Origin of the sequence: Pseudoxanthomonas sp. LjRoot143 (assembly GCF_964252945.1) — a bacterium.
GTDB lineage: Bacteria > Pseudomonadota > Gammaproteobacteria > Xanthomonadales > Xanthomonadaceae > Pseudoxanthomonas_A.
In genome coordinates, this window is sequence record NZ_CAXUPM020000001.1 from 2,602,924 (window position 1) to 2,622,337 (window position 19,414).

At 68.5% G+C, this 19,414-nt stretch carries 18 protein-coding genes and 1 pseudogene; 13 read left to right on the top strand and 6 right to left on the bottom strand.

Annotation, left to right across the window (positions count from 1 at the left end; all coding sequences use genetic code 11):
• Positions 1-80 precede the first annotated feature (80 nt).
• Positions 81-470, bottom strand: a complete 390-nt coding sequence (locus ACSQ1W_RS12625) for an MAPEG family protein (RefSeq protein ID WP_436043941.1) — start codon at positions 468-470, stop codon at positions 81-83.
• 320 nt (positions 471-790) lie between these two features.
• On the opposite strand from ACSQ1W_RS12625, the gene ACSQ1W_RS12630 reads away from it, so the two are divergent.
• Entirely contained in the window at positions 791-3,994 is a 3,204-nt protein-coding gene (locus ACSQ1W_RS12630; protein WP_436043942.1) for a putative bifunctional diguanylate cyclase/phosphodiesterase, read from the top strand.
• A 21-nt stretch (positions 3,995-4,015) separates the two neighbouring features.
• On the opposite strand, the gene ACSQ1W_RS12635 is transcribed toward ACSQ1W_RS12630, so the two are convergent.
• Positions 4,016-4,912 (bottom strand): LysR family transcriptional regulator, encoded by an 897-nt coding sequence (locus ACSQ1W_RS12635; protein ID WP_436043943.1) that lies wholly within the window; start codon positions 4,910-4,912, stop codon positions 4,016-4,018.
• Between the two features lie 113 nt (positions 4,913-5,025).
• Between ACSQ1W_RS12635 and ACSQ1W_RS12640 the strand changes: the two genes are divergently transcribed.
• From ACSQ1W_RS12640 to ACSQ1W_RS12670, 7 genes are all read left to right on the top strand, one after another.
• Positions 5,026-5,439 (top strand): DoxX family protein, encoded by a 414-nt coding sequence (locus ACSQ1W_RS12640; protein WP_436043944.1) that lies wholly within the window; start codon positions 5,026-5,028, stop codon positions 5,437-5,439.
• A 144-nt stretch (positions 5,440-5,583) separates the two neighbouring features.
• Positions 5,584-6,672, top strand: coding sequence for an SMP-30/gluconolactonase/LRE family protein (locus tag ACSQ1W_RS12645; protein WP_436043945.1), 1,089 nt, complete (start codon positions 5,584-5,586; stop codon positions 6,670-6,672).
• Positions 6,673-6,682: 10 nt separating this feature from the next.
• Positions 6,683-7,189: a hypothetical protein gene (locus ACSQ1W_RS12650; RefSeq protein WP_436043946.1), complete on the top strand. Its 507-nt coding sequence runs from the start codon at positions 6,683-6,685 to the stop codon at positions 7,187-7,189.
• A 33-nt stretch (positions 7,190-7,222) separates the two neighbouring features.
• Positions 7,223-7,744, top strand: coding sequence for a hypothetical protein (locus tag ACSQ1W_RS12655; protein ID WP_436043948.1), 522 nt, complete (start codon positions 7,223-7,225; stop codon positions 7,742-7,744).
• A 74-nt stretch (positions 7,745-7,818) separates the two neighbouring features.
• Complete coding sequence (locus ACSQ1W_RS12660) at positions 7,819-8,460, top strand: MarR family winged helix-turn-helix transcriptional regulator (RefSeq protein ID WP_436043950.1); 642 nt, start codon at positions 7,819-7,821, stop codon at positions 8,458-8,460.
• Between the two features lie 91 nt (positions 8,461-8,551).
• On the top strand, positions 8,552-9,310 hold the full coding sequence (locus ACSQ1W_RS12665) for a hypothetical protein (protein WP_192272176.1): 759 nt from the start codon (positions 8,552-8,554) through the stop codon (positions 9,308-9,310).
• Between the two features lie 53 nt (positions 9,311-9,363).
• Positions 9,364-9,921 carry a redoxin domain-containing protein gene (locus ACSQ1W_RS12670; RefSeq protein ID WP_436043952.1) on the top strand — a complete coding sequence of 186 codons (558 nt, stop codon included), beginning with the start codon at positions 9,364-9,366 and terminating at the stop codon, positions 9,919-9,921.
• Between the two features lie 193 nt (positions 9,922-10,114).
• Here ACSQ1W_RS12670 and ACSQ1W_RS12675 read toward each other — a convergent pair whose 3' ends face one another.
• Both ACSQ1W_RS12675 and ACSQ1W_RS12680 read right to left on the bottom strand, forming a co-directional pair.
• Entirely contained in the window at positions 10,115-10,504 is a 390-nt protein-coding gene (locus ACSQ1W_RS12675) for an STAS/SEC14 domain-containing protein (protein ID WP_436043954.1), read from the bottom strand.
• 95 nt (positions 10,505-10,599) lie between these two features.
• Positions 10,600-11,280 (bottom strand): GNAT family N-acetyltransferase, encoded by a 681-nt coding sequence (locus ACSQ1W_RS12680; protein ID WP_436043956.1) that lies wholly within the window; start codon positions 11,278-11,280, stop codon positions 10,600-10,602.
• An 82-nt stretch (positions 11,281-11,362) separates the two neighbouring features.
• Between ACSQ1W_RS12680 and ACSQ1W_RS12685 the strand changes: the two genes are divergently transcribed.
• The gene (locus tag ACSQ1W_RS12685; protein WP_436043958.1) at positions 11,363-12,463 is read left to right on the top strand and encodes a DUF1615 domain-containing protein; all 1,101 of its coding nucleotides are present in this window, start codon (positions 11,363-11,365) and stop codon (positions 12,461-12,463) included.
• A 7-nt stretch (positions 12,464-12,470) separates the two neighbouring features.
• Here the strand turns inward: ACSQ1W_RS12685 and ACSQ1W_RS12690 are convergent, their stop codons facing one another.
• The gene (locus ACSQ1W_RS12690; RefSeq protein ID WP_436043960.1) at positions 12,471-13,202 is read right to left on the bottom strand and encodes a hypothetical protein; all 732 of its coding nucleotides are present in this window, start codon (positions 13,200-13,202) and stop codon (positions 12,471-12,473) included.
• Between the two features lie 138 nt (positions 13,203-13,340).
• Between ACSQ1W_RS12690 and ACSQ1W_RS12695 the strand changes: the two are divergent.
• The 3 genes and pseudogenes from ACSQ1W_RS12695 to ACSQ1W_RS12705 all read left to right on the top strand — a co-directional run.
• Positions 13,341-13,700 (top strand): annotated as a pseudogene (locus tag ACSQ1W_RS12695) (DUF1428 domain-containing protein); the annotation flags it as partial.
• Complete coding sequence (locus ACSQ1W_RS12700; RefSeq protein ID WP_225589571.1) at positions 13,689-14,078, top strand: DUF1428 domain-containing protein; 390 nt, start codon at positions 13,689-13,691, stop codon at positions 14,076-14,078. The pseudogene ACSQ1W_RS12695 and the gene ACSQ1W_RS12700, both read left to right, overlap by 12 nt.
• A 504-nt stretch (positions 14,079-14,582) precedes the next feature.
• Positions 14,583-17,153, top strand: coding sequence for a TonB-dependent receptor plug domain-containing protein (locus ACSQ1W_RS12705; RefSeq protein ID WP_436043962.1), 2,571 nt, complete (start codon positions 14,583-14,585; stop codon positions 17,151-17,153).
• A gap of 48 nt (positions 17,154-17,201) precedes the next feature.
• Here ACSQ1W_RS12705 and ACSQ1W_RS12710 read toward each other — a convergent pair whose 3' ends face one another.
• The gene (locus ACSQ1W_RS12710) at positions 17,202-18,119 is read right to left on the bottom strand and encodes a LysR substrate-binding domain-containing protein (RefSeq protein WP_436043964.1); all 918 of its coding nucleotides are present in this window, start codon (positions 18,117-18,119) and stop codon (positions 17,202-17,204) included.
• A 154-nt stretch (positions 18,120-18,273) separates the two neighbouring features.
• On the opposite strand from ACSQ1W_RS12710, the gene ACSQ1W_RS12715 reads away from it, so the two are divergent.
• Positions 18,274-19,371 (top strand): alkene reductase, encoded by a 1,098-nt coding sequence (locus ACSQ1W_RS12715; RefSeq protein WP_436043966.1) that lies wholly within the window; start codon positions 18,274-18,276, stop codon positions 19,369-19,371.
• The last annotated feature ends 43 nt before the right edge of the window (positions 19,372-19,414 follow it).

A 19,414-nucleotide genomic window follows, 5' to 3' on the forward strand; every position in this document is an offset into this window, starting at 1 on the left:
CTTGGAGGGGGTCGGCCTAGTCTAGGGTCAAATCGAGCGCGGGGGCCCACCGTGCGATGAACCCGGGGCCGCATTCCGCCTCACAGCAGCGCCCACAGCACCTGCAGCAGCCCCCACAGCGACACGGCCCAGATCACCGTGCGCAGGTACGGAATGCCCGCCGCATACACGGGTACGTAGGCGAGTCGCGCCCAGAAGTAGCACTGCGCGCCGAGCGCGGTGTTGGCATCGCCGCGCCCGAGCGCCACCACCGCGAGAACGGCGGCAGCGAAGAAGGGGAACGTCTCCAGGAAGTTGCGCAACGCGCGGTCCATCCGCGCGGCGACGCCCGTCAGCGGCGGCAACGCGGCATCGCGCGCGCCGACGTTCCACTTCAGCCCGCGCTGGTGGGTGGTCAGTGCGGCGCCGACCAGCACGTGCACCAGGCCCAGGGCAATGGACCAGGCCAGCATCTTCAGTTCGACCGGCATGACGACGACTCCCCGCGGATGGTGCCGTGCACTCTAGCGCAGCCGGCACGCGGCCTGCGTGCCGCAGGTATGGAGCCATGCATCCTGCTTGCCTCGCCGATCGCGCCATCACGCGCGTGGCGGGTGCGGCCTCCGCCCCGGCTGCCCGCATGCCCCTGCGCGAAGCCCGCTCCAGCGTCGTTCTGGTGCTCGCAGCACGAACGATGACGTACATACGGAAACCTACGACGGCGCTCCCTGAACGAAGCAGCCGCGCTTGCGGCCTGTCGGTGATTTCGGTATCACAGTGCTACGGAGTGTCGGCTCCGCAGGGGAATGCAGTGGCGATACACCAGGACCTTTGGCGGCCTGTCCAGTGGGCACAGCGCTTTGCGGCCGCCTTTGCGTGGCTGCTGGCCGCCACGCTGACCCTGGTGGATGCGGGCAGCGGCCACTTCCTGGACGACAGCGTGCCGGTCGTCGGCGTGCTGGTGGCCATCGCCACCTGGCGCAGCACACAGCGTCCGGTCCGGCTGGCCGTGGCGGGCCTGCTGACGAGCCTGTTCCTCATGCACCTGTGGCAGTTCCACGCGCTCGGCATCTGCCTGGTGCTGGCGGCGGCGACCGTCATCGCCTGGATGCGGGTCTGGCGCGGCTTCTGGCCGGAATTCGTCATGCGCATCTTCGCCGCCACCCTGCTGCTCCTCGCCGTGCAGCCGGTGCTGGGTGCGCTGCAACCCGGCACGGTCCAGCCCGAGATCGGCTGGTCGCTGTCGCTGTCGGCGCTGGCGATGTTCCTGCTGGTCTACACCCCCGCGCTACGGGAAGGACGCACGCTGGACACCAGTACCGAACTGGTCGCCTTCGTGATGGCCTTCGCGTTGATCGCGCTGGTCGGCTGGCATGTCCCCGGCAGCCTGGTCGGCAAGATGGGCGTGAATTTTCCGCCGATGCGCCCCCTCTCCACACTGTGCGTCGCCGGTGTGGCGCTGGCGCTGTTGCTGCGCCAGCGCGACCGGGAACGCCCGGCATGGGCGCTGCTCGCGCTCATCGCGGTGCCGCTGCTGCTCACACTGCTGCAGACGCTGGGCGGCGTCACCACGCCGGTCAACGCGCTGCTGCATCAGCTGGGCTGGCTGCCGCGCGCCTCGACACCGCTGATCGGCGGCTACACCGACTATGCGGTGCTTACCGGCTGGCTGGCCGTGGCGGTGCTGCCGCAGGCGCTGCAGCGCTGGGAAAGCATCCGCTGGGGCATCACCCGCGGCTTCGGTATCGCCCTGGCCTCCGTCGCCGGCATGGCGACGCTCGGCTTGCTGATCCAGCTGCCCTACCACCGCGAAGGCCTGTCGATCTACCAGATTTCGCTGACGTCCTCCGCGCAGCTGGTGGCGATGGGCCTGGCGCTGGCGGTCGCCGGCGAGAACTCCCTGCGCGAACGCCTGTTCGGCGTACTGCCGATGGCGGCGGCGCTGATGCTGGGCGGCATGTACTGGGGGGCCGCGACTGCCGACCGCGATGCGATGGCGCGCAACGTCATGAAGACGCAGACGGCCAGCGCGGCGCCGACCTTCCTGCGTGGCATGGAACTCCGCCGCGGCGCCCTGCGCCAGCTGTCCGCGTCGCTGACCGCTGCGGCACCCGACGCCGCCGAAGGCCTGTTCCATCACTACGTCGACGACATGGTCAGCGCGTACGCCGGCTTCCGCGTGGTCCGCAGCGTGGGCGACGGCGGCGAGTTCCGCTGGGTGGAGCCTGGTTTCGACGCCCCGGTCGCACCCTCGCCGCCCGTGCCGGTCGCGCAGACGGGCCATCTGCACGCGGTCCCGGGCGGGTGGTGGCTGACGGTCGATACCGCGGGCCGCCGCACGCAGGGGTTCATCGCGCTGGACGGTTTCGTGAAGACGCTGGTCAAGGCGGTGCTCTCGGATCGCCCGGTGCGCGCGACCGCGGACGGCATGGACACGCTGGAGCAGGGCGAGCCGCAGGGATCGCCGCTGTCGGTGGAGCGCGTGCCCCTGCCCGGCCATGACGTGCAACTCGAACTGTGGGCGCCGCCAGCCCTGAACTCGTTCACGCTGCCGCGCGCGCTCGTCGTCGGCGGCCTCAGCAGCGGTCTGCTGATCGCGTTCGTGCTGTTCCTGCTGGATATCTCGCGGCGCCGATCTTCGGAGGCGGCGGAAACCGCACGCTCGCTGCTGCTGGAAACCGAGCGCCGCCTCGATGCGCAGCGGCGCCTCAACGACGCCGCCGCGATGGACAGCGCCACCGGCCTGCCGCGCTTCTCGGCGCAGGCCAGCCTCATCACCGAACGGATCGCCGCGCCGTCGGCGCACGGTCACGGCCTGGCGATCGTCGACCTCGATGGATTCGGCATGGTCAACGACTCCTTCGGGCACGACGGCGGCGACGAAGTACTGCGCAGGATGGGCCAGCGGATCTCCGCGGCGTGCGAGGGCCAGGGTGCCGTGTACCGCTACGGCGGCGAAGGGTTCCTGGTGCTTTTCCCTGACATCGACATCGACCAGCTCAGCCGGTGCGCGGAAGAGATCCGCCGCGCCGTGGGTCAGCCGGTCGCGCTGTACTCCACCCATCCGTCGTTCACCGTCACCGCCAGCATCGGCCTGGCGCATGCGCCCGAACACGGTGCCGACCTGCAGACGCTGTTGCGCTGCGCCGACGACGCCCGTCACCTGGCCAAGCGCGCGGGGCGCAACCAGGTGCGCCTGCCGTCGGCCACCACGCAGCAGGAAACCAGCGACCGCCTGAGCCGCGTCACCGCCCTGCGCGAGGCCGTCGCCCGGGGCCAGTTGAGGCTGGTCTACCAGCCCGTAGTGGCCGGTGACTCGTCACAGCTCACCGGCTTCGAGGCGCTCGCGCGCTGGCGCCATCCCGCCTGGGGGGACGTGCCGCCGTCGGTCTTCATTCCGCTGGCGGAAAGCGCGGGGCTGATGGAAGACATCGGCCACTTCGTCCTGGAGCAGGCCTGCCAGCAGCTGGCGCGATGGCGCGCCATGGGCCTGCGCACGCTGGGCATGGCGGTGAACCTGTCGCCGAGCCAGCTCGGCCAGCCCACGCTGGCGCCGTGGATCGCCAACTGCCTGCAACGCCACGACCTGCCGCCCGACGCGCTGACCCTGGAGCTGACCGAAAGCGTGCTGGTGGAGGACATGGGCGCCGCGCAGCAGATGCTGCAGACCCTGCATGCGCTCGGGGTACGGCTGGCGCTGGACGATTTCGGCACCGGGTACTCCAGCATGGCGTACCTGCAGCGTCTGCCGCTGGATATCCTCAAGATCGACCGCAGCTTCGTCGACGGCATCGCGGCGGAAAGCACCGACCGCGCCATCGCGCGCACCATCCTCGTGCTGGCGCACGAAATGGGCATGCGCACGATCGCCGAAGGCGTGGAGACCTCCGAACAGATGCATGCACTGCAGCAGATGGGCTGCGACGAGATGCAGGGGTATTTCTTCGGCCGCCCGATGGAGGTCGACGAGGCCACCACGCTGGCGCGCGGCGAACTGCGCCACGCGCAGGCCTGAAGGCGCGGCCGGCGCCCTGCGTCAGCGCACGCCGTCGCGCAGCTGCTCGACGAACGCGCGGCCGGCGGGACCGGGCGGCGTGTCCTTGCGCCACACCGCGCGCATCGGCATCTGCGCGTAGCGTGGGTCCGCCTCCGCGACGCGCAGGCGTTTCAGGCGGCCGGCGGCGAGATCGTCCTCGACGATGTGCAGCGGCATGTGGCCCCAGCCGAGGCCGGCGCGCAGGAAGGCATGTTTCGCGCCGAGGTCCGCCAGTCGCCAGGTCAGCGGCGACTGCACCGCGAAGTCGCGGCCCGAGGTCAACGGCGTGCGGTCGGTCAGCACCAGCTGCACCTGCTTCACCAGCACCTTCGCCGGCACGGCGCCGCGCACCGCCGCCATCGCGTGCGAGGGAGCGACGACGGTGACGAAGGGCACCGGCTGCAGGGGCTCGGTATCGAGCTCGTCCGGCAGCTCCGGCAACGAGCCGACGACGCCGATGCGGCAGGTGCCGTCCAGCACCGGCTGGATCACGCCGCCCAGCACTTCGACGTACAGCCGCAAGGGCGTGTGCGGAAACGCCGTGCCGTTGTGCGCGGCGGCGCGGGTCAGCGCCTGCATCGGGAACATGACGTCCACCGCCACCGACAGTTCCGGCTCCAGGCCTTCGGCCACGCTACGGGCGCGCGCCTTGAACGTGTCCATGTGCTCGGCCACCGCGCGCGCCTCCACCAGCAGTGCGCGGCCGGCATCGGTGAGTTGCGGATAACGGGCGCTGCGGTCGAACAGCGTCACGCCCAGTTGCAACTCCAGGTTGGCGAGCGTCTGGCTGACCACCGATTGCGCGCGTCGCAGCTTGCGTCCCGCTGCGGAAAAACTGCCATGCTCTGCCGCCGCGATGAAGGTGCGCAGCTGGTCGAGGGTGACGGCGTCGAGCATATATCGCTCCAGACGATGGATTTCATCGAAATATATAGGCTTCCGCCATAGATGGCGACGACCTAACCTGCGCTCCGTACCTGCTGCACCCACCCCATTCCCCGGAGCCCACCATGTCCACCGTTACCGCTACCCCCAGCACTCTTCGCGTTCCCGCCCTGCGTGGCGCGGCCGACCTGACCGGCCGCACGCTGCTCGCCTCGCTGTTCGTCATTTCCGGCCTCGGCAAGCTGGCCGCCTATGCCGGCACCGCCGGCTACATGGCATCCGTCGGCGTCCCCGGCGCCCTGCTGCCGCTGGTCATCGCACTGGAAGTCGTCGGCGGCCTGGCGATCATCGCCGGTTACCGGACGCGCATCGTCGCCAGCCTGCTCGCCGCGTTCTCGATTGCGAGTGCGGTGCTGTTCCATAGCAACCTCGGCGACCAGATCCAGCAGATCATGTTCCTGAAGAACATCGCCATCGCCGGTGGCTTCATCACGCTGGCGGCGCGCGGCGCCGGCGGCTGGAGCGTCGACAACCGCTGATCCAGCACCTCACCCGGAATCACGGAAACGCCGGCCTTGCGCCGGCGTCTCCGTGTCCGCGACGGGCGCGGCCCGCACGCCGGTACAAGCCCCACCGGCAGGGGTATGCGAGCGTGCAGGCTGCCCCCGCCGCTGGAGTCCAGCATGCCCGGCCGCTTTCTTCCCCTTCTGTGTCTCTCGGGCCCGTTCGCCTGCGCGGCCGCGGCATCGGCGACGGGGATGGAGCGGCTGCCGGTGACACCGTTCGCCGCGCTGCCCGCCGATGTCCGTCATCCGGAGAGCCTGACGGTCGACCCGGCCAGCGGCGAGGTCTATGTCGGCACGTTCGACGCACGCGAGCCCGCGTCGTCGCGCAACAACCAGCTGCTGCGCTTCGATGCCGACGGTCGCCTGCTTGCGCAACGCAGCTTCGGCGCGACGCCGCTGACGGGCATCGGATTCTTCAAGGGCAAGCTGTACGTGCTGAACTTCGGCGCGTCGACGCTGCAACGGCTCGACGCCGCGTTCACCGCCACGTCGCCGATCGAGGACCTGGCGACGTTCGCCGCGCTGGCGCCTGCGGCACCACCTCCGCGGCCCATCGCCAATCCCGATGGCAGCCAGGACCTGGTCACCTACGGGTCGCAGGGATTTCCGGCGATCAACGGGCTGGTCTTCGACCGTACCGGCGCACTCTATGTGTCGGACTCGTTCCAGGGCGCCATCTACCGCATCGCCCAGGCCGCGACCTGCACGCCGTGCCACGTCGAGGTGTTCGCGCGCGATCCGCTGCTGGCGACCACCGGTGCGCTGCCGTTCGGTGCGAACGGACTGGCGTTCAACGCGGACGAATCGATCCTGTACATCAACAATGCCGGCGACGGCCGCGTGCTGCGGCGGCGCATGCCGCAGGGCGACATCGAGATCCTTGCCGACGGCGTCTACGGCGCCGACGGCCTGCTGTTCCACCAGGGACTGCTGTGGGTGGCGGCGAACCAGATCGACACTCTCGTCGCGCTCGACGAGCGCGGACGCGTGCGCCACCGCGCGGGGGATTTCCTCGGCGTGACCGCGGACGGCGCACCGCGCGGCTTGCTGTTTCCGGCGGCGAGCGCCGTGCAGGGCCATCGCATGATCGTCGCCAATCTCGCCCTGCCGCTCACGCCTGCCGTCGGCGATGAGTGGGAGGAGGACGTCACCCGCTGGAACCTCATGCAGTTCGATCTTCCCGATCCGCCACCGCCTGCCCCGTGAGGAACATCGCATGCTCAACATCACCCCGTTCGGTTGGTTCCATACCGCCATCAGCCTGGTCTCGCTGTTCGGCGGCCTGTACGCGCTGCTGCGCTACCACGACATCCGCTACGCGACCGCCTTGGGCAAGACCTACACCTGGTTCACCGTCGCCACGTGCCTGACCAGTTTTTTCCTGATGCGAACCGGCAAGCTGAGCGAAGCGCACGGGCTGACCGTGCTGACGCTGATCGTGCTGGCCGCCGCGGTGCTGCTGGGCCGCAACGCCGTGCTTGCTTCGTGGCGGCATGTCGCGGCCTCGCTGGCCTTCACGCTGACCGTGTACTTCCACTTCATCCCGGGCTTCACCGAAACGCTGACGCGCGTGCCGATCGGCGCGCCGCTGGTGTCTGGTCCGCAGGATCCGCTGCTGCAGAAGCTGGTAGGCGCGACGTTCCTCGTGTTCCTGGTGGGCATGATCCTGCAGGTGAGGTATCTGCGGCGCGGCCGCCTCCACGTGCCGCATCCTGCGACCTGAGCCTGAGGAATTCCTGGCGCGATGCTCACCGCATTGCCGCTGCTCGACACCTTGCTCGACGCGCACGCGTCGTCGCTGGGTGGTGATGCCATGGGCTATCGGAATCACGCCTACCGGGTGGCGAACTTCTACTGGCGGTTGCTGCCCGGCAATGCGGACATGCTGGAGAAGCTGAGCATCGCGGTGGCTTTCCATGATCTCGGCATCTGGACGGCAGGCACGTTCGACTATCTGCCGCCTTCGCGCGCGCTGGCGCGTGACCACCTGCGCGCGATCGGCCGGGCGGGATGGCAGCGCGATGTGGACGCGATGATCGCCCACCACCACCGGTGCCGGCGCATGCCACCGGAGACGCATGCGAGCGTGGAGACGTTCCGGCGCGCGGACTGGATCGACGTCAGCAACGGCGTGCTGCGTTTCGGCCTGGCCCGCGACGTCGTCCGCGATGTCAGGGCAGCGTTCCCCGACGCGGGCTTCCATCGTCGACTGCTGCATCTCACCTTGCAGCGGCTGCGGCGACACCCGCTCTCGCCCCTGCCGATGATGCGGTGGTGACGATGGGGATCGCCCTGGGTCGCGCCGACGGACGGTCATTGACTTATATAGTTAGGACTCCTAACTTATTCGCCATGATCGATACCCCCTTCCAACGCAGGCAGGCCACGCGCGGACTCGAGCAGTTGTCCTCGCTGGTCCGTGCGCAGTCATGGCGCCAGGACGGCACGCCGTCGCTGCCGCCGACCCAGGCCGCGGTGCTGCGCATGCTGCAGGGCGTACAGGACGGCCTGCGAGCGCGCCAGATCGCCGAGCGTCTGGGCGTGTCGGCGGCGAGCCTCAGCGATTCGCTGAAGGCACTGGAAGGCAAGCAATGGATCCGCCGCACGCCCGATCCCGACGATGCCCGCGCCGCGCGCGTGCGCCTGACCTCGTCCGGCTCGCGCATGGCCACGCAGCTGCAGCGCCCCGACCAGGGCATGGGTTCGTTGGTCGAATCGCTGGGCGAAGCCGATCTCGGCGCGCTGCTGCGCGTGACGCAGTTGCTGGTCAACGAAGCGCAGGAACAGGGCCTGGCCACCGGCCTGCGCACCTGCCTGGGTTGCACCTTTTTCCGCCCCTTCGCTTCCGGCCAGCGCGATGCACCGCATGTCTGCGCGTTCCTGGACAAGGCGTTCGGCGACGCGGAGTTGCGCGTGGATTGCGCGGAGCAGCAGCCCGACGACGAATCCCGCCAGGAGCGCGTGCTGCGCTTCCGGCAACCGACTCCGCCCTAGGCGGAAACAAGAAGGGCGGCGCCCGACTGCCATCGGACGCCGCCCGGTACCCCCCACCCACCCTACGAGAGCAAGCAAGAGGAATTCGATTATGCGCCAGAACATCTCCCGACGTTTCGCGTTGGCCGCGGCACTCGCGCTGGCCATCGGCGGCGTGCACGCCCACGACGGCAAGGCCCACACCGGCGGCATCGCGTCCGCCGCGAACAAGGCCGTGACGGCCGACTTCGACATCGTCCACACCAAGATCACCACCGAAAAGAACATCGCCACCTTCCACATGGCCGTCTCCGGCAAGGCCGGCAAGACCACGCCGGCGGCGACCGGCAAACTGGCCGGCAGCGATGTGTTTTCCTACGTGTGGCCGACCACCATCGACCCGTACGAAGTCGGCTTCGAGAAAGGCGCCGGCATCCTCGCGATGGCGGTCACCGCACATCCCGACTTCGACGACACGCCGCTGTACGACGAGAACGGCGACGGCAAGCTCGACAACGATGGCGACCTCTGGCACAGCCACTGGGTCGTGCTGCAGCCGAACGAGGCCTGCGGTCCCGGTGCGCTGGGCGTGGTCGACATTCCGGAAGGCAGCAAGCCGCGCCTGCCGAAGACGTGGCCGGGCTTCCCCATCCTGCTCGACAGCCCGGGCTGGAGCCCGACGCTCAACGCGGAGACGGTGGAAGTGAAGGTGCCGTTCGACGACATCGGCGTGGTCACCGCCGGCAGCTTCGACGGCGTCACCTCCGGCCTGCGCGTCAATGCCAGCGTGCATGCACCGCTGCTGTGCGTGGTGGACGTGTTCAAGGTCGCCTCCGGCAACCTCAGCCTGCCTGGCAAGCCGAACAAGTAACCGCTCCCGCGCCGGCCTGCACAGGGCCGGCGCGACCCTACGGGACACCCCCCATGAACCTCATCGATCGTCCGGCGCCACCCTGGCAGGTGGACCGCTGGTTCAACACGCCCCACGCCATCACCCTGGAGTCCCTGCGCGGCAAGGTCGTCGTGCTGGAAGCCTTCCAGATGCTCTGCCCCGGATGCGTCGCGCACGGCCTGCCCCAGGCCGCGCGCGTGCACGCCACGTTCCCGCACGACCAGGTTGCCGTCATTGGGCTGCATACCGTCTTCGAGCACCACGCGGCGATGACGCCGGTCGCCCTGGAAGCCTTCCTGCACGAGTACCGCATCGCGTTCCCCGTCGGCGTGGATCGGCCCGGCACGCGCGGACCGATTCCGCAGACGATGGAGGCCTACGCCATGCGCGGCACGCCGACCCTGCTGGTGATCGACGCGCAGGGCCGCCTACGCCACCAGCATTTCGGCCAGGTCAGCGATCTGGTGCTGGGCGCGCAGATCGCATCGCTGGTGCACGAGGCGGAAGCTTTCGCAGCCAGCGAAGAGACGCAATCGCCCCCGCGGGCGGACGCCGGCTGCGACGCGAAGGGTTGTGCGATCCCGGGCTGAGGCCTGTTGGCCGGTCCTTCGTGGTCGCCGCGTTCAAGTGGTCACAGGGGCTTCACGGCGCGTTCGCGCCACTCAGGTTTGGATAGCACCATGCACCGCGCCCCTGCCCCTTTTTCGCTGCTGCACCGCCTGGCCTTCATGGGCCTGGGGATGACGCTTGCGGTGCTCAGCGGGGCGTTATTTCCCTGAGCTGTCAGGACGCCGGCGCCGCGGGATCCAGCTCCGCCGCCCACGCCAGGGCCACGGTCCGCTCCTCGGGCGCGAAGGTCCGCATCTCCGTCCTCGGCATCACCCTGTCGGCCAGTCCGGTGACCGTCACCAGCCAGCGCTTGTCGGTGACCACCGCAGCGCGCGCGAAGCGGTCGTATTCGCCGCGCTTGGACAGCGCGTAGCGCAGGTCCTTGCCGATGACTTCCAACGCCAGCCCATGCAGATCGCTGATGTCGCTGACCACGGCGATGCGCTCGAAGCGCGCCAGCCGCGATTCGATGTCGGAGATGCAAGCGTCGTAATCTGCGCCGGTGAGTTCGTCGGTAAACCGGTATGCCGCGACGTGCGGCGGGCTCGCCAGGATGTCGATCATGCGCGGGCTCCATGAAAACCAGCCGCGACCTTAGCCCGTGCCGGCGGCACCGTGCGTCAAATCCGCTTCACGAAGCTGCACCGTGCCGGCACGCGCTAGCGCTCCTCGCGCGTGAGCGACCAGAAGCCGATATCGCGACGCACCCGGTAGCCGAGCTGTTCGTACAGCGTCTTCGCGCGCGGATTCTCGTGGCTGACGTGCAGGAACGGTTGCACGCCGCGCGCCAGCGTTTCATTGGTCAGCCACGTCGTCAGGCGGCGCGCATAGCCGCGGCCGTTGAAGTCCGGATGCGTGCAGATGGCGCTCATCTCCCGGCTGTCCGCATTGCCCAGTCGTTCACCGATCATCGCCGCGAGTCGGCCGTCATCGTAGATGCCGAAGTAGCGCCCCAGTTCCATCGTGCGTTCGCGGAAGTAGTGGGGATAGACCAGCGCGGTCAGCGCCAGCACCTCGTCGCGCTGCGCATCGCCGAGCGGCACGATGTCCGGACCCTCGCCCACCGCCAGTGGCGCGTCGCACACCATCTGCGCGAGCGGGCGGAAGGCCTGCAGGTTCCAGCCTTCGTGTCGTGATGGCGCGACCCCGATCAGGTACACCGACTCGCCCGGGGCAACCAGCATGTCGAGCGCGCGTTCCGTCGGGACGTCGGCGGACGCGACCCCCAGGAACGGGGCATAGGCGGCCGGGTAGCGCGCCACGTCACCGGCATGCAGGGCGATGTCGCTGTGGATGGAATCCAGAGCGGACCAGAACGGGTTGTCGAGGGCGGTGGTCATGGGCGTGTGTGCCGGGGGAACCACGATTATCCACGCGTGGACCCGTGGTGCATCCGGCGATGGTGCTCCGTATGCTGCGCGCATGACGACCTCGCCCGTTCTCCGGTCCCTTCGCGCCGCGTCCATTGCCTCGGCCCTGTTGCTGGCCGGCTGCGTGACCGCCCCGCCTGCACCCACGCGACCGCCTGCCGACACCCGCAGCGAGATCGTGCGGCGTATGCCCGCCAAGGTCGCTGATCGCGAACGGTGGGCGGCCGACATCGAGACCGCGTTTGCCGCGCAGCGGATCGCACCGAACAGCGAGAACATCTGCGCGGTGCTGGCGGTCACCGAACAGGAGTCGGGCTACGTCGCCAATCCCGCCGTCGCCAACCTGCCGAAGATCGCGCGCGGCGAGATCGACCGTCGCGCCGCGGCCATGCACGTGCCGAGGTTCCTCGTCGACGCCGCGCTGGCGTTGCGCTCACCGGACGGACGCACGTACGCGGAACGCCTGCGCGTGGTGCGCACCGAGCGCGACCTCAGCGACATCTACGAGGACATGATCGGCAGCGTGCCGCTGGGCAAGCGCCTGTTCGCCGATTACAACCCCGTGCAGACCGGCGGACCGATGCAGGTGGGCATTCCTTTTGCCGAATCGAAGGCCGCCGGCTATCCCTATCCGGTCGACGGCAGCATCCGCGACGAAGTGTTCACCCGGCGCGGCGGCCTGTACTTCGGCATCGCCCATCTGCTGGGTTACGAGACGCCCTACACGCGCAAGGTGCACCGCTTCGCCGACTACAACGCCGGCTGGTACGCCAGCCGCAATGCGGCGTTCCAGAGCGCGGTCGGCATCGCGACCGGCGCCACGCTCGCGCTGGATGGCGACCTGCTCGCGCCCGGTGCGCCGCTGGACAAACCGGGCCAGACCGAGCGTGCCGTACGCCGGCTGGCCGGCGCACTGCGCATGGACGAGCGCGCGATCCGCGACGCACTGGAGCGCGGCAGCCGGCTCGATTTCGACGACACCGATCTGTACGCGCGGGTGTACGCCCTGGCCGAAGCGCGCGCAGGAAAACCGCTGCCGCGCGCGATCATCCCGGGCATCCGGCTGGAAAGCCCCAAGATCACCCGCGAACTGACCACCGCCTGGTTCGCCACGCGGGTGGACGAACGCTACCGGAACTGCCTGCAACGCTGAGGGCGCGTCAGCCGCCGAACGTCCCCCACCAGCGCGCGAACGCCTGCCATTCCTGCGTACCGGGCACCAGGTGCATCAGGACGAAGTTGATCGCGAAGACCGCGGTGACGAACGGGAACACGCCGCGCCCACGTGGTGCCCGGCGTTCGAACCACATCAACAACCCCAGCACAACGAACGTCACTGCGTAGCCGCCCCATGAAGGATTGAAGCGCACCCCTTCCGGCAACAGCGCGAGCATCAGGCGCGCCATCGCCGGATCGATCATCACCAGCGCCGTGGCGACCATGTAACGCGCGTGCCGTGCGGGGTCGCGCCGATGGCGGATGGCGAGCCCCCAGAACAGCGCCAGCATCAGCGACGCCGCCATGCCCAGGTACAGCAACATGGCCTGCAATCCGAACATCTCCGCGGGCGCCGCCGCCATGCGCAGATGCGACAGCCACAACGCGGTCAGCACTACGCCGGGCATCACCCCATAGGAGAACTGGCCGATCTGCCGGTGCAGCGCCACGCGCCGTGTCCGGATCAGCCAAGGCTGCACCAGCAGCATCGCCATCCATGCCAGCATCAGGCCGGCATGCAGGTGGGTGACCGCATCGGCCAGGCCCAGCCGGCTGAAGTACGTCTTCCAGAAGCCCAGTCCCGCCAGCGCGAGCAGGCCCCACATCCACACACCACTGCCGACGCCCCAAAGACCCGGCCTGCGCGGGACCGCGCCTGCTGCAGAAACCGCCATCACGCCACCTTCCTGTTGATCGTGGCAGGTTGAACGCCCCGCCGGACCGGCACCGGACAGCCGCCTGTCGAATTCCGCGCCGCCCGCTCGTCGCGTTCAGGAAGGCGCCATTCCGGTGCCGCATTCCCGGAGGTTTCCATGCCGTACATCGATGGTTTCGTGGCCGCCGTGCCCACCGCCAACAAACAGAAGTTCATCGACCACGCGAGTCTCGGCGATCCTGTGTTCATCGAGCAGGGCGCCACGCGCGTGATGGAGTGCTGGGAGGAGGACGTACCCGACGGCAAGGTCACCGACTTCCGCAAGACCGTGCAGGCGAAGGAAGACGAAAGCGTGGTGTTCTCGTGGATCGAATGGCCCGACAAGGCCACCCGCGACGCCGGCATGAAGAAGATGATGGACGACCCGCGCATGTCGCCGGAAAACAACCCGATGCCGTTCGACGGCAAGCGGCTGATCTACGGCGGCTTCGTGCCGGCGCTGGAACTGGGCAAGAACGGTGCGCGCTCGCCCTATGTGGACGGATTCGTGCTTGCCGTTCCCACCCAGGCCAAGGCCGCGTTCACCGAGCACGCCACGCTGTTCGACAAGGTGTTCATGGACTTCGGCGCGACCCGCATCATCGAGGGCTGGGGCGATGACGTGCCGCGCGGCAAGCAGACCGACTTCTATCGTGCCGTCCAGGCGAAGGACGACGAGACCGTGGCGTTCTCGTGGGTCGAATGGCCCGACAAGGCCACGCGCGATGCCGGCATGAAGAAGATGATGGAAGACCCGCGCATGGATCCGGCCAACCAGGACAACCCACCGATGCCGTTCGATGGCAAGCGCATGATCTTCGGCGGCTTCACGCCGGTAGTCGAACTGCACGCATGACCTGAAGATGCCGGGGTGCCGATGCGCCCCGGCATTCCCGGTGGTGCTCGCGCGTAGAAACTTCACGCTGTCATCACGTCGGTCGCATGTCGCTCGCGGCCGACACCATCGCTGCACACGTTTGCGTACACGTGTATCCATGCATTTCCTGACACATGCACGATGCTGGCGCATCGCGCACCACGCCAGTGCGCAACGCAAAAAGCGTATGGAAACTTCGACATTCAGGACATAACGCGAATTACTTTCGCGTCGTTGCGCCTCGCCCTGTGATCGTCGACTCACTTCGAGCACTTCGCTGCCGCCTAAGGTGATTGCGGTAACGCGACGCCGTCGTACGACGGCGTTACGACGGTTACCGCTGTGCCTGGGACAGCACGCCATCCATTGCTGCCCGCACACAAGAGAGATCCACCACTTCCAACGCACTATTCAGGGGCGCAACGCATGGGCAAGAGAGAGAAGCCGTACGCACGTGTTTCCAGGACGCCGCTGGCGTCCGCAGTGAGATGGGCCCTGATCGCCGCCACCGTGGTCGGCAGCAGCCATGCCGCCGCCCAGACGGCGGAACCGGCGGCCGCGCCAGCCGCCACGCCACCGGCCGAGGAGGCCACCACGCTCGACACGGTGTCCGTGCTCGGCAGCCGTGGGTTGCCGCGTTCGGTGTCCACGTCCGCGGTGCCGATCGACATCATCAGCGCCGAGGAATTCCGCAACCAGGGCGCGACCGATGCGCTCGACCAGCTGCGCGTGCTGGTGCCGTCGTTCAACGTCAGTACCATTCCGATCGACGATGCCGCCAGCCTGGTGCGCCCCGCCAACCTGCGCGGCCTGCCGCCGGACAACACGCTGGTACTGGTCAACGGCAAGCGTTTCCATCGCTCGGCCGTCATCACGTTCCTCGGCCATGGCCTGTCGGACGGTTCGCAGGGTCCCGACCTGTCGGTGTTCCCGTCGATGGCGCTGGAACAGGTGGAAGTGCTGCGCGATGGCGCGGCGGCGCAGTACGGCTCCGACGCCATTGCCGGCGTCATCAACTTCGGCCTGAAGAAGATCAGCGAGGGTGGCGCGTTCGAGGCATTCGCCGGCCAGTACTACGAAGGCGACGGCTTCACCACCCAGTACACCGCGCAGATCGGCCTGCCGCTGACCGCACGCGGCTACGCCACGCTGACGGCCGAATGGCGCAATGCCGACGACACCTCGCGCAGCGTGCAGCGCAACGACGCCGCGGCCGCCATCGCCGCGGGCTATCCGGGCGTACCGGACCCTGCACAGATCTGGGGTTCGCCGGAGGTCAACGACGACATCAAGTTCGTCGCCAATCTCGGCATCAGCGGCGACAGCGTCGATGTCTACCTGTTCGGCAACTACGCGAAGCGCGATGTCGATGGCGGCTTCTATTTCCGCGACCCGACCGCGCGTTCCGGCGTGTACTCCAACGATGGCGGCGAGACGCTGCTGATCGGCAACACCACGGGGGTCGGCACCTGTCCGACCATTGCGTTGCGCGACGGCGCAGGCAACCTCATCCCGTACAGCACGGTCAGCGCGGCCGTGGCGACCCTGCCGTCGAACTGCTTCACCTTCCTGTCGTCGCTGCCGGGCGGCTTCACGCCACGCTTCGGCGGCTCGCTGGAGGACGTCTCGGTGGTCGGCGGCGTCAAGGGCACGTGGGGCAACGCGTGGCACTGGGATGCCAGCGTGACCTACGGTCGCAACGACATCGACTTCACCATCTACAACACGGTCAACGCGTCGCTCGGCGCGGCGCAGTCCGACGGCCTGCGCTTCCATCCCGGCGGAAACACACAGACCGAGAAAGGCGTGAACTTCGACGTCGGTACCGACATCGAGACCACGTTCACCGCACAACCGCTGCGCCTGTCGGCCGGTGCGGAATGGCGCGAGGAGAGCTTCGAGGTGAAGGCCGGCGACGGTCCGTCCACCGCCATCGGCCCGCTGACGCAGCAGGGCTTCGCGCTGGGTTCCAACGGCTTCAACGGCTTCAGCCCGCGCACGGCCGGCGAATGGGATCGCAGGAACTGGGCGGTCTACCTCGATCTGGAAGCGCAGTTCACCGAGCAGTTCCTGCTGGCCGCCGCCGTGCGTCGCGAGGATTTCGACGACTTCGGCAGCACCACCAACGGCAAGCTGACCGGTCGCTTCGACGTCACCGACACGTTCGCCCTGCGCGGCGCCCTCAACACCGGCTTCCGCGCGCCCACGCCCGGCCAGGCCAACATCAGCCAGATCACCACGGCGTTCGAAGGCAGCGCGCTGATCGACATCGCCACGCTGCCGCCGACCAATCCCATCGCCCAGCTGAAGGGATCCCGTGCGCTCACCCCCGAGGAATCCAGGAGCGCATCGCTGGGGCTGGTGTGGAGCAGCGGCGACTGGCTGGTGACGGTGGACGGCTACCACATCGAAGTCGAGGACCGCATCGCGCTGAGCACCAGCTTCGAGCTGACCGACGCGGAGCGCGCGGCACTGGTGGCCTCGGGAAATCCGGAAGCGGCCTCGCTCAACTCGGTGACCTACTTCGGCAACGCCTTCGACACCACCACCACCGGCGTCGACGTGGTGACCAGCGTCGAGACCGGGCACTTCGGCGGCAAGACGACGTATGCGCTGGCGGCGAACTGGAACAAGTCCGAGGTGGACCGCTACGACGCCAACTTCATCAACGAGGCCCGCGTCTACAAGATCGAGGAGTCGTTGCCGAAGACCAAGGGCTACTTCAGCGTCAACCACCAGCGCGAGGTCTTCCACGCCAACCTGCGCCTCAGCTACTACGGCTCGTGGTACGAAGATCATCTGGACAGCGGCGCCATCCTGGTCGAAGACGGCGGCCTGCCGATCTACGAAGACAGCAAGGTGATCGTCGATGCCGAGGTGGGCTGGACGTTCCCGTCGGGCCTGTACGTCAACGTCGGTGCGCAGAACCTGTTCGACGAGACCCCGGACGACAATCCGTGGGGCGCGGCGGTCGCGGGCGCGGCGTATCCGGTGCATTCGCCGTACGGCTTCAACGGCGGCTTCTACTACGCCCGCGTGGGCTGGAAGTTCTGACAATGCAGTAGACCGGAGCCGGTGTCCGCGTGGGCACCGGCTTCCGGATCAGCCGGGCGTCGCCCCTCGCGCGACATCCTTCGCCACCTCCGCGACCAGCGCGCGCAGCCACTGGTGCGCCGGATCGTGGCGGTAGCGCACATGCCACGCCATCTCCAGCGGGAACGTGCCCAGATCCACCGGTGTGGGCAGTACCTTCAGGCGCGGATCGCGCGCCAGCTGCGCACAGATCAGCTTCGGCAGCGTGGCGCAGTAGTCGGTGGCCGCCACCAGTTCGGGAATCGACAGGAAATGCGTCACCGACACGGCGACGTCGCGCCGTAGCCCCTGCTTTTCCAGGGCCTGGAACAGGCCGGCGCGCAGCTTGCCCGGCGGTACCACGTTGACGTGCCGCAACTGTTCGTACTGCGCCTTCGACAGGCGCTTGTTGACCACCGGATGATCGGCCCGCACCACGCAGGCGACACCATCGTCGCCCAGGTGCTGCACCACCAGATTGTCCGGGGGCTCGACGAACCGCCCCAGCACCATCGCGGTTTCGCCTGACATCGCCCCTGTCTCGGCCAGGTCGGTACCGAACGGGACCAGGCGCAGGCGGATCCCCGGCGCGCGCTCGCGCAGCCGCGCCGCAATGGCGGGCACCAGCACGAACTCGAAGTAGCTGTTCGGCGCCAGGGTGAAGAGCCGCTCTTCCTTCGCCGGATCGAAGTGGCGCTGACCCAGCACCGCCGCATCCAGCTGCGCCAGCGCCGCGGCGATGCCGGGCGCCAGCTCGACGGCCTTCTGCGTCGGCTGCATGCCGTAGCGCTCACGGATGAACAACGGGTCCTGCAGCATCTCGCGCAAGCGCACCAATGCGTTCGACAGCGCGGGCTGGGTGATGCCCAGCCGTTCGGCGGCGCGGGTGACGTTGCGCTCGTCCATCAGCGCCAGGAACACGGGCAGCAGGTTGAGGTCGTAGCGCATGCAGTCATATTGAATTCCATATATCTGGAATTCAACAAATAAATTGGCCGAATGCCTTGGCGGCGCGCAGGCTGTGTCCATCCCGGCGAGGCGTCGGACCGGCAAGCGAAGGCGCCTCCGCTCTCATCACTGCACCGCCCGTCTGGAGCCCGCCATGTCATCCGTCGCCCTGTTCTCCCCCACCCGCCTCGGCGCCATCGAGGTCCGCAACCGCATCGCCATGGCGCCGCTCACCCGCTCGCGCGCCGGCATGGATGGCGTGCAGACGCCGCTGGCCATCGACTACTACGGCCAGCGCGCCTCGGCCGGGCTGATCATCACCGAGGCCACCAACATCTCCCGCCAGGGCCGCGGATACGCCTACACGCCCGGCCTGTACAGCGATGCCCATGTCGCCGCGTGGAAGCCGGTCACCGACGCCGTGCATGCCCGGGGCGGGCGCATCGTGGTGCAGCTCTGGCACGTCGGCCGCATGTCGCATAGCAGCCTGCAGGAAGGTGGCGCCGCCCCGGTGGCCCCCACGGCGATCCAGGCCGGCGGCAGCGTCTTCACCGAAGCGGGCCACGTGCCGCCGTCGATGCCGCGCGCCCTGGCCACCGACGAGATCGCCGGCATCATCGGCGACTACCGCCAGGCCGCACAGCGGGCGAAGGACGCCGGCTTCGATGGCGTGGAAGTGCACGCCGCCAACGGCTACCTGCTGGAACAGTTCCTGCGCGACAGCACCAACCATCGCGACGACCGCTACGGCGGCTCGCTGGAGAACCGCGCACGGCTGCTGCTTGAGGTTACCGCTGCGGTCGCCGACGTCTGGGGCGCGGATCGCGTGGGCCTGCGCCTGTCGCCGCTGTCCACCGCGGTCGGCGACACGCCGCTGGACAGCCGCACGATGGAGACCCATCTCTACGTCGCACGCCGTCTCGGCGAAATGGGCCTGGCCTACCTGCATGTGGTCGAAGGCCAGCTGCATGCCGGCAACGGCGCCGACGACTTCGATGTGAAGGCGCTGCGTGATGCGTTCGGCGGCGCCTACCTCGCCAACAACGGCTACGACCGCCAGCGCGCGCTCGACGCCACCGCCAACGGCCACGCCGACATGATCGCGTTCGGCAAGCCCTTCATCGGCAACCCCGACCTGGTCGACCGCCTGCGCCACGACACGCCGCTGTTCGACGCGCCGACGGCCGGCTACTTCGGTGGCGGCTCGGAAGGCTATACGCAGTTCACTGCCCCGCAGGCGCACGCGGCCTGATCCCGACATCCCTATCCCCTCCATCTCGATCCCTCAGGAGTCC

Coding starts and splice junctions, on each gene's coding strand:
- ACSQ1W_RS12625 (WP_436043941.1), bottom strand. CDS start 470: ATGCCGGTCGAACTGAAGATGCTGGCCTGGTCCATTGCCCTGGGCCTG.
- ACSQ1W_RS12635 (WP_436043943.1), bottom strand. CDS start 4,912: ATGCTCGACGCCGTCACCCTCGACCAGCTGCGCACCTTCATCGCGGCG.
- ACSQ1W_RS12640 (WP_436043944.1), top strand. CDS start 5,026: ATGTCCACCGTTACCGCTACCCCCAGCACTCTTCGCGTTCCCGCCCTG.
- ACSQ1W_RS12645 (WP_436043945.1), top strand. CDS start 5,584: ATGCCCGGCCGCTTTCTTCCCCTTCTGTGTCTCTCGGGCCCGTTCGCC.
- ACSQ1W_RS12650 (WP_436043946.1), top strand. CDS start 6,683: ATGCTCAACATCACCCCGTTCGGTTGGTTCCATACCGCCATCAGCCTG.
- ACSQ1W_RS12660 (WP_436043950.1), top strand. CDS start 7,819: ATGATCGATACCCCCTTCCAACGCAGGCAGGCCACGCGCGGACTCGAG.
- ACSQ1W_RS12665 (WP_192272176.1), top strand. CDS start 8,552: ATGCGCCAGAACATCTCCCGACGTTTCGCGTTGGCCGCGGCACTCGCG.
- ACSQ1W_RS12670 (WP_436043952.1), top strand. CDS start 9,364: ATGAACCTCATCGATCGTCCGGCGCCACCCTGGCAGGTGGACCGCTGG.
- ACSQ1W_RS12675 (WP_436043954.1), bottom strand. CDS start 10,504: ATGATCGACATCCTGGCGAGCCCGCCGCACGTCGCGGCATACCGGTTT.
- ACSQ1W_RS12680 (WP_436043956.1), bottom strand. CDS start 11,280: ATGACCACCGCCCTCGACAACCCGTTCTGGTCCGCTCTGGATTCCATC.
- ACSQ1W_RS12685 (WP_436043958.1), top strand. CDS start 11,363: ATGACGACCTCGCCCGTTCTCCGGTCCCTTCGCGCCGCGTCCATTGCC.
- ACSQ1W_RS12690 (WP_436043960.1), bottom strand. CDS start 13,202: ATGGCGGTTTCTGCAGCAGGCGCGGTCCCGCGCAGGCCGGGTCTTTGG.
- ACSQ1W_RS12710 (WP_436043964.1), bottom strand. CDS start 18,119: ATGCGCTACGACCTCAACCTGCTGCCCGTGTTCCTGGCGCTGATGGAC.
- ACSQ1W_RS12715 (WP_436043966.1), top strand. CDS start 18,274: ATGTCATCCGTCGCCCTGTTCTCCCCCACCCGCCTCGGCGCCATCGAG.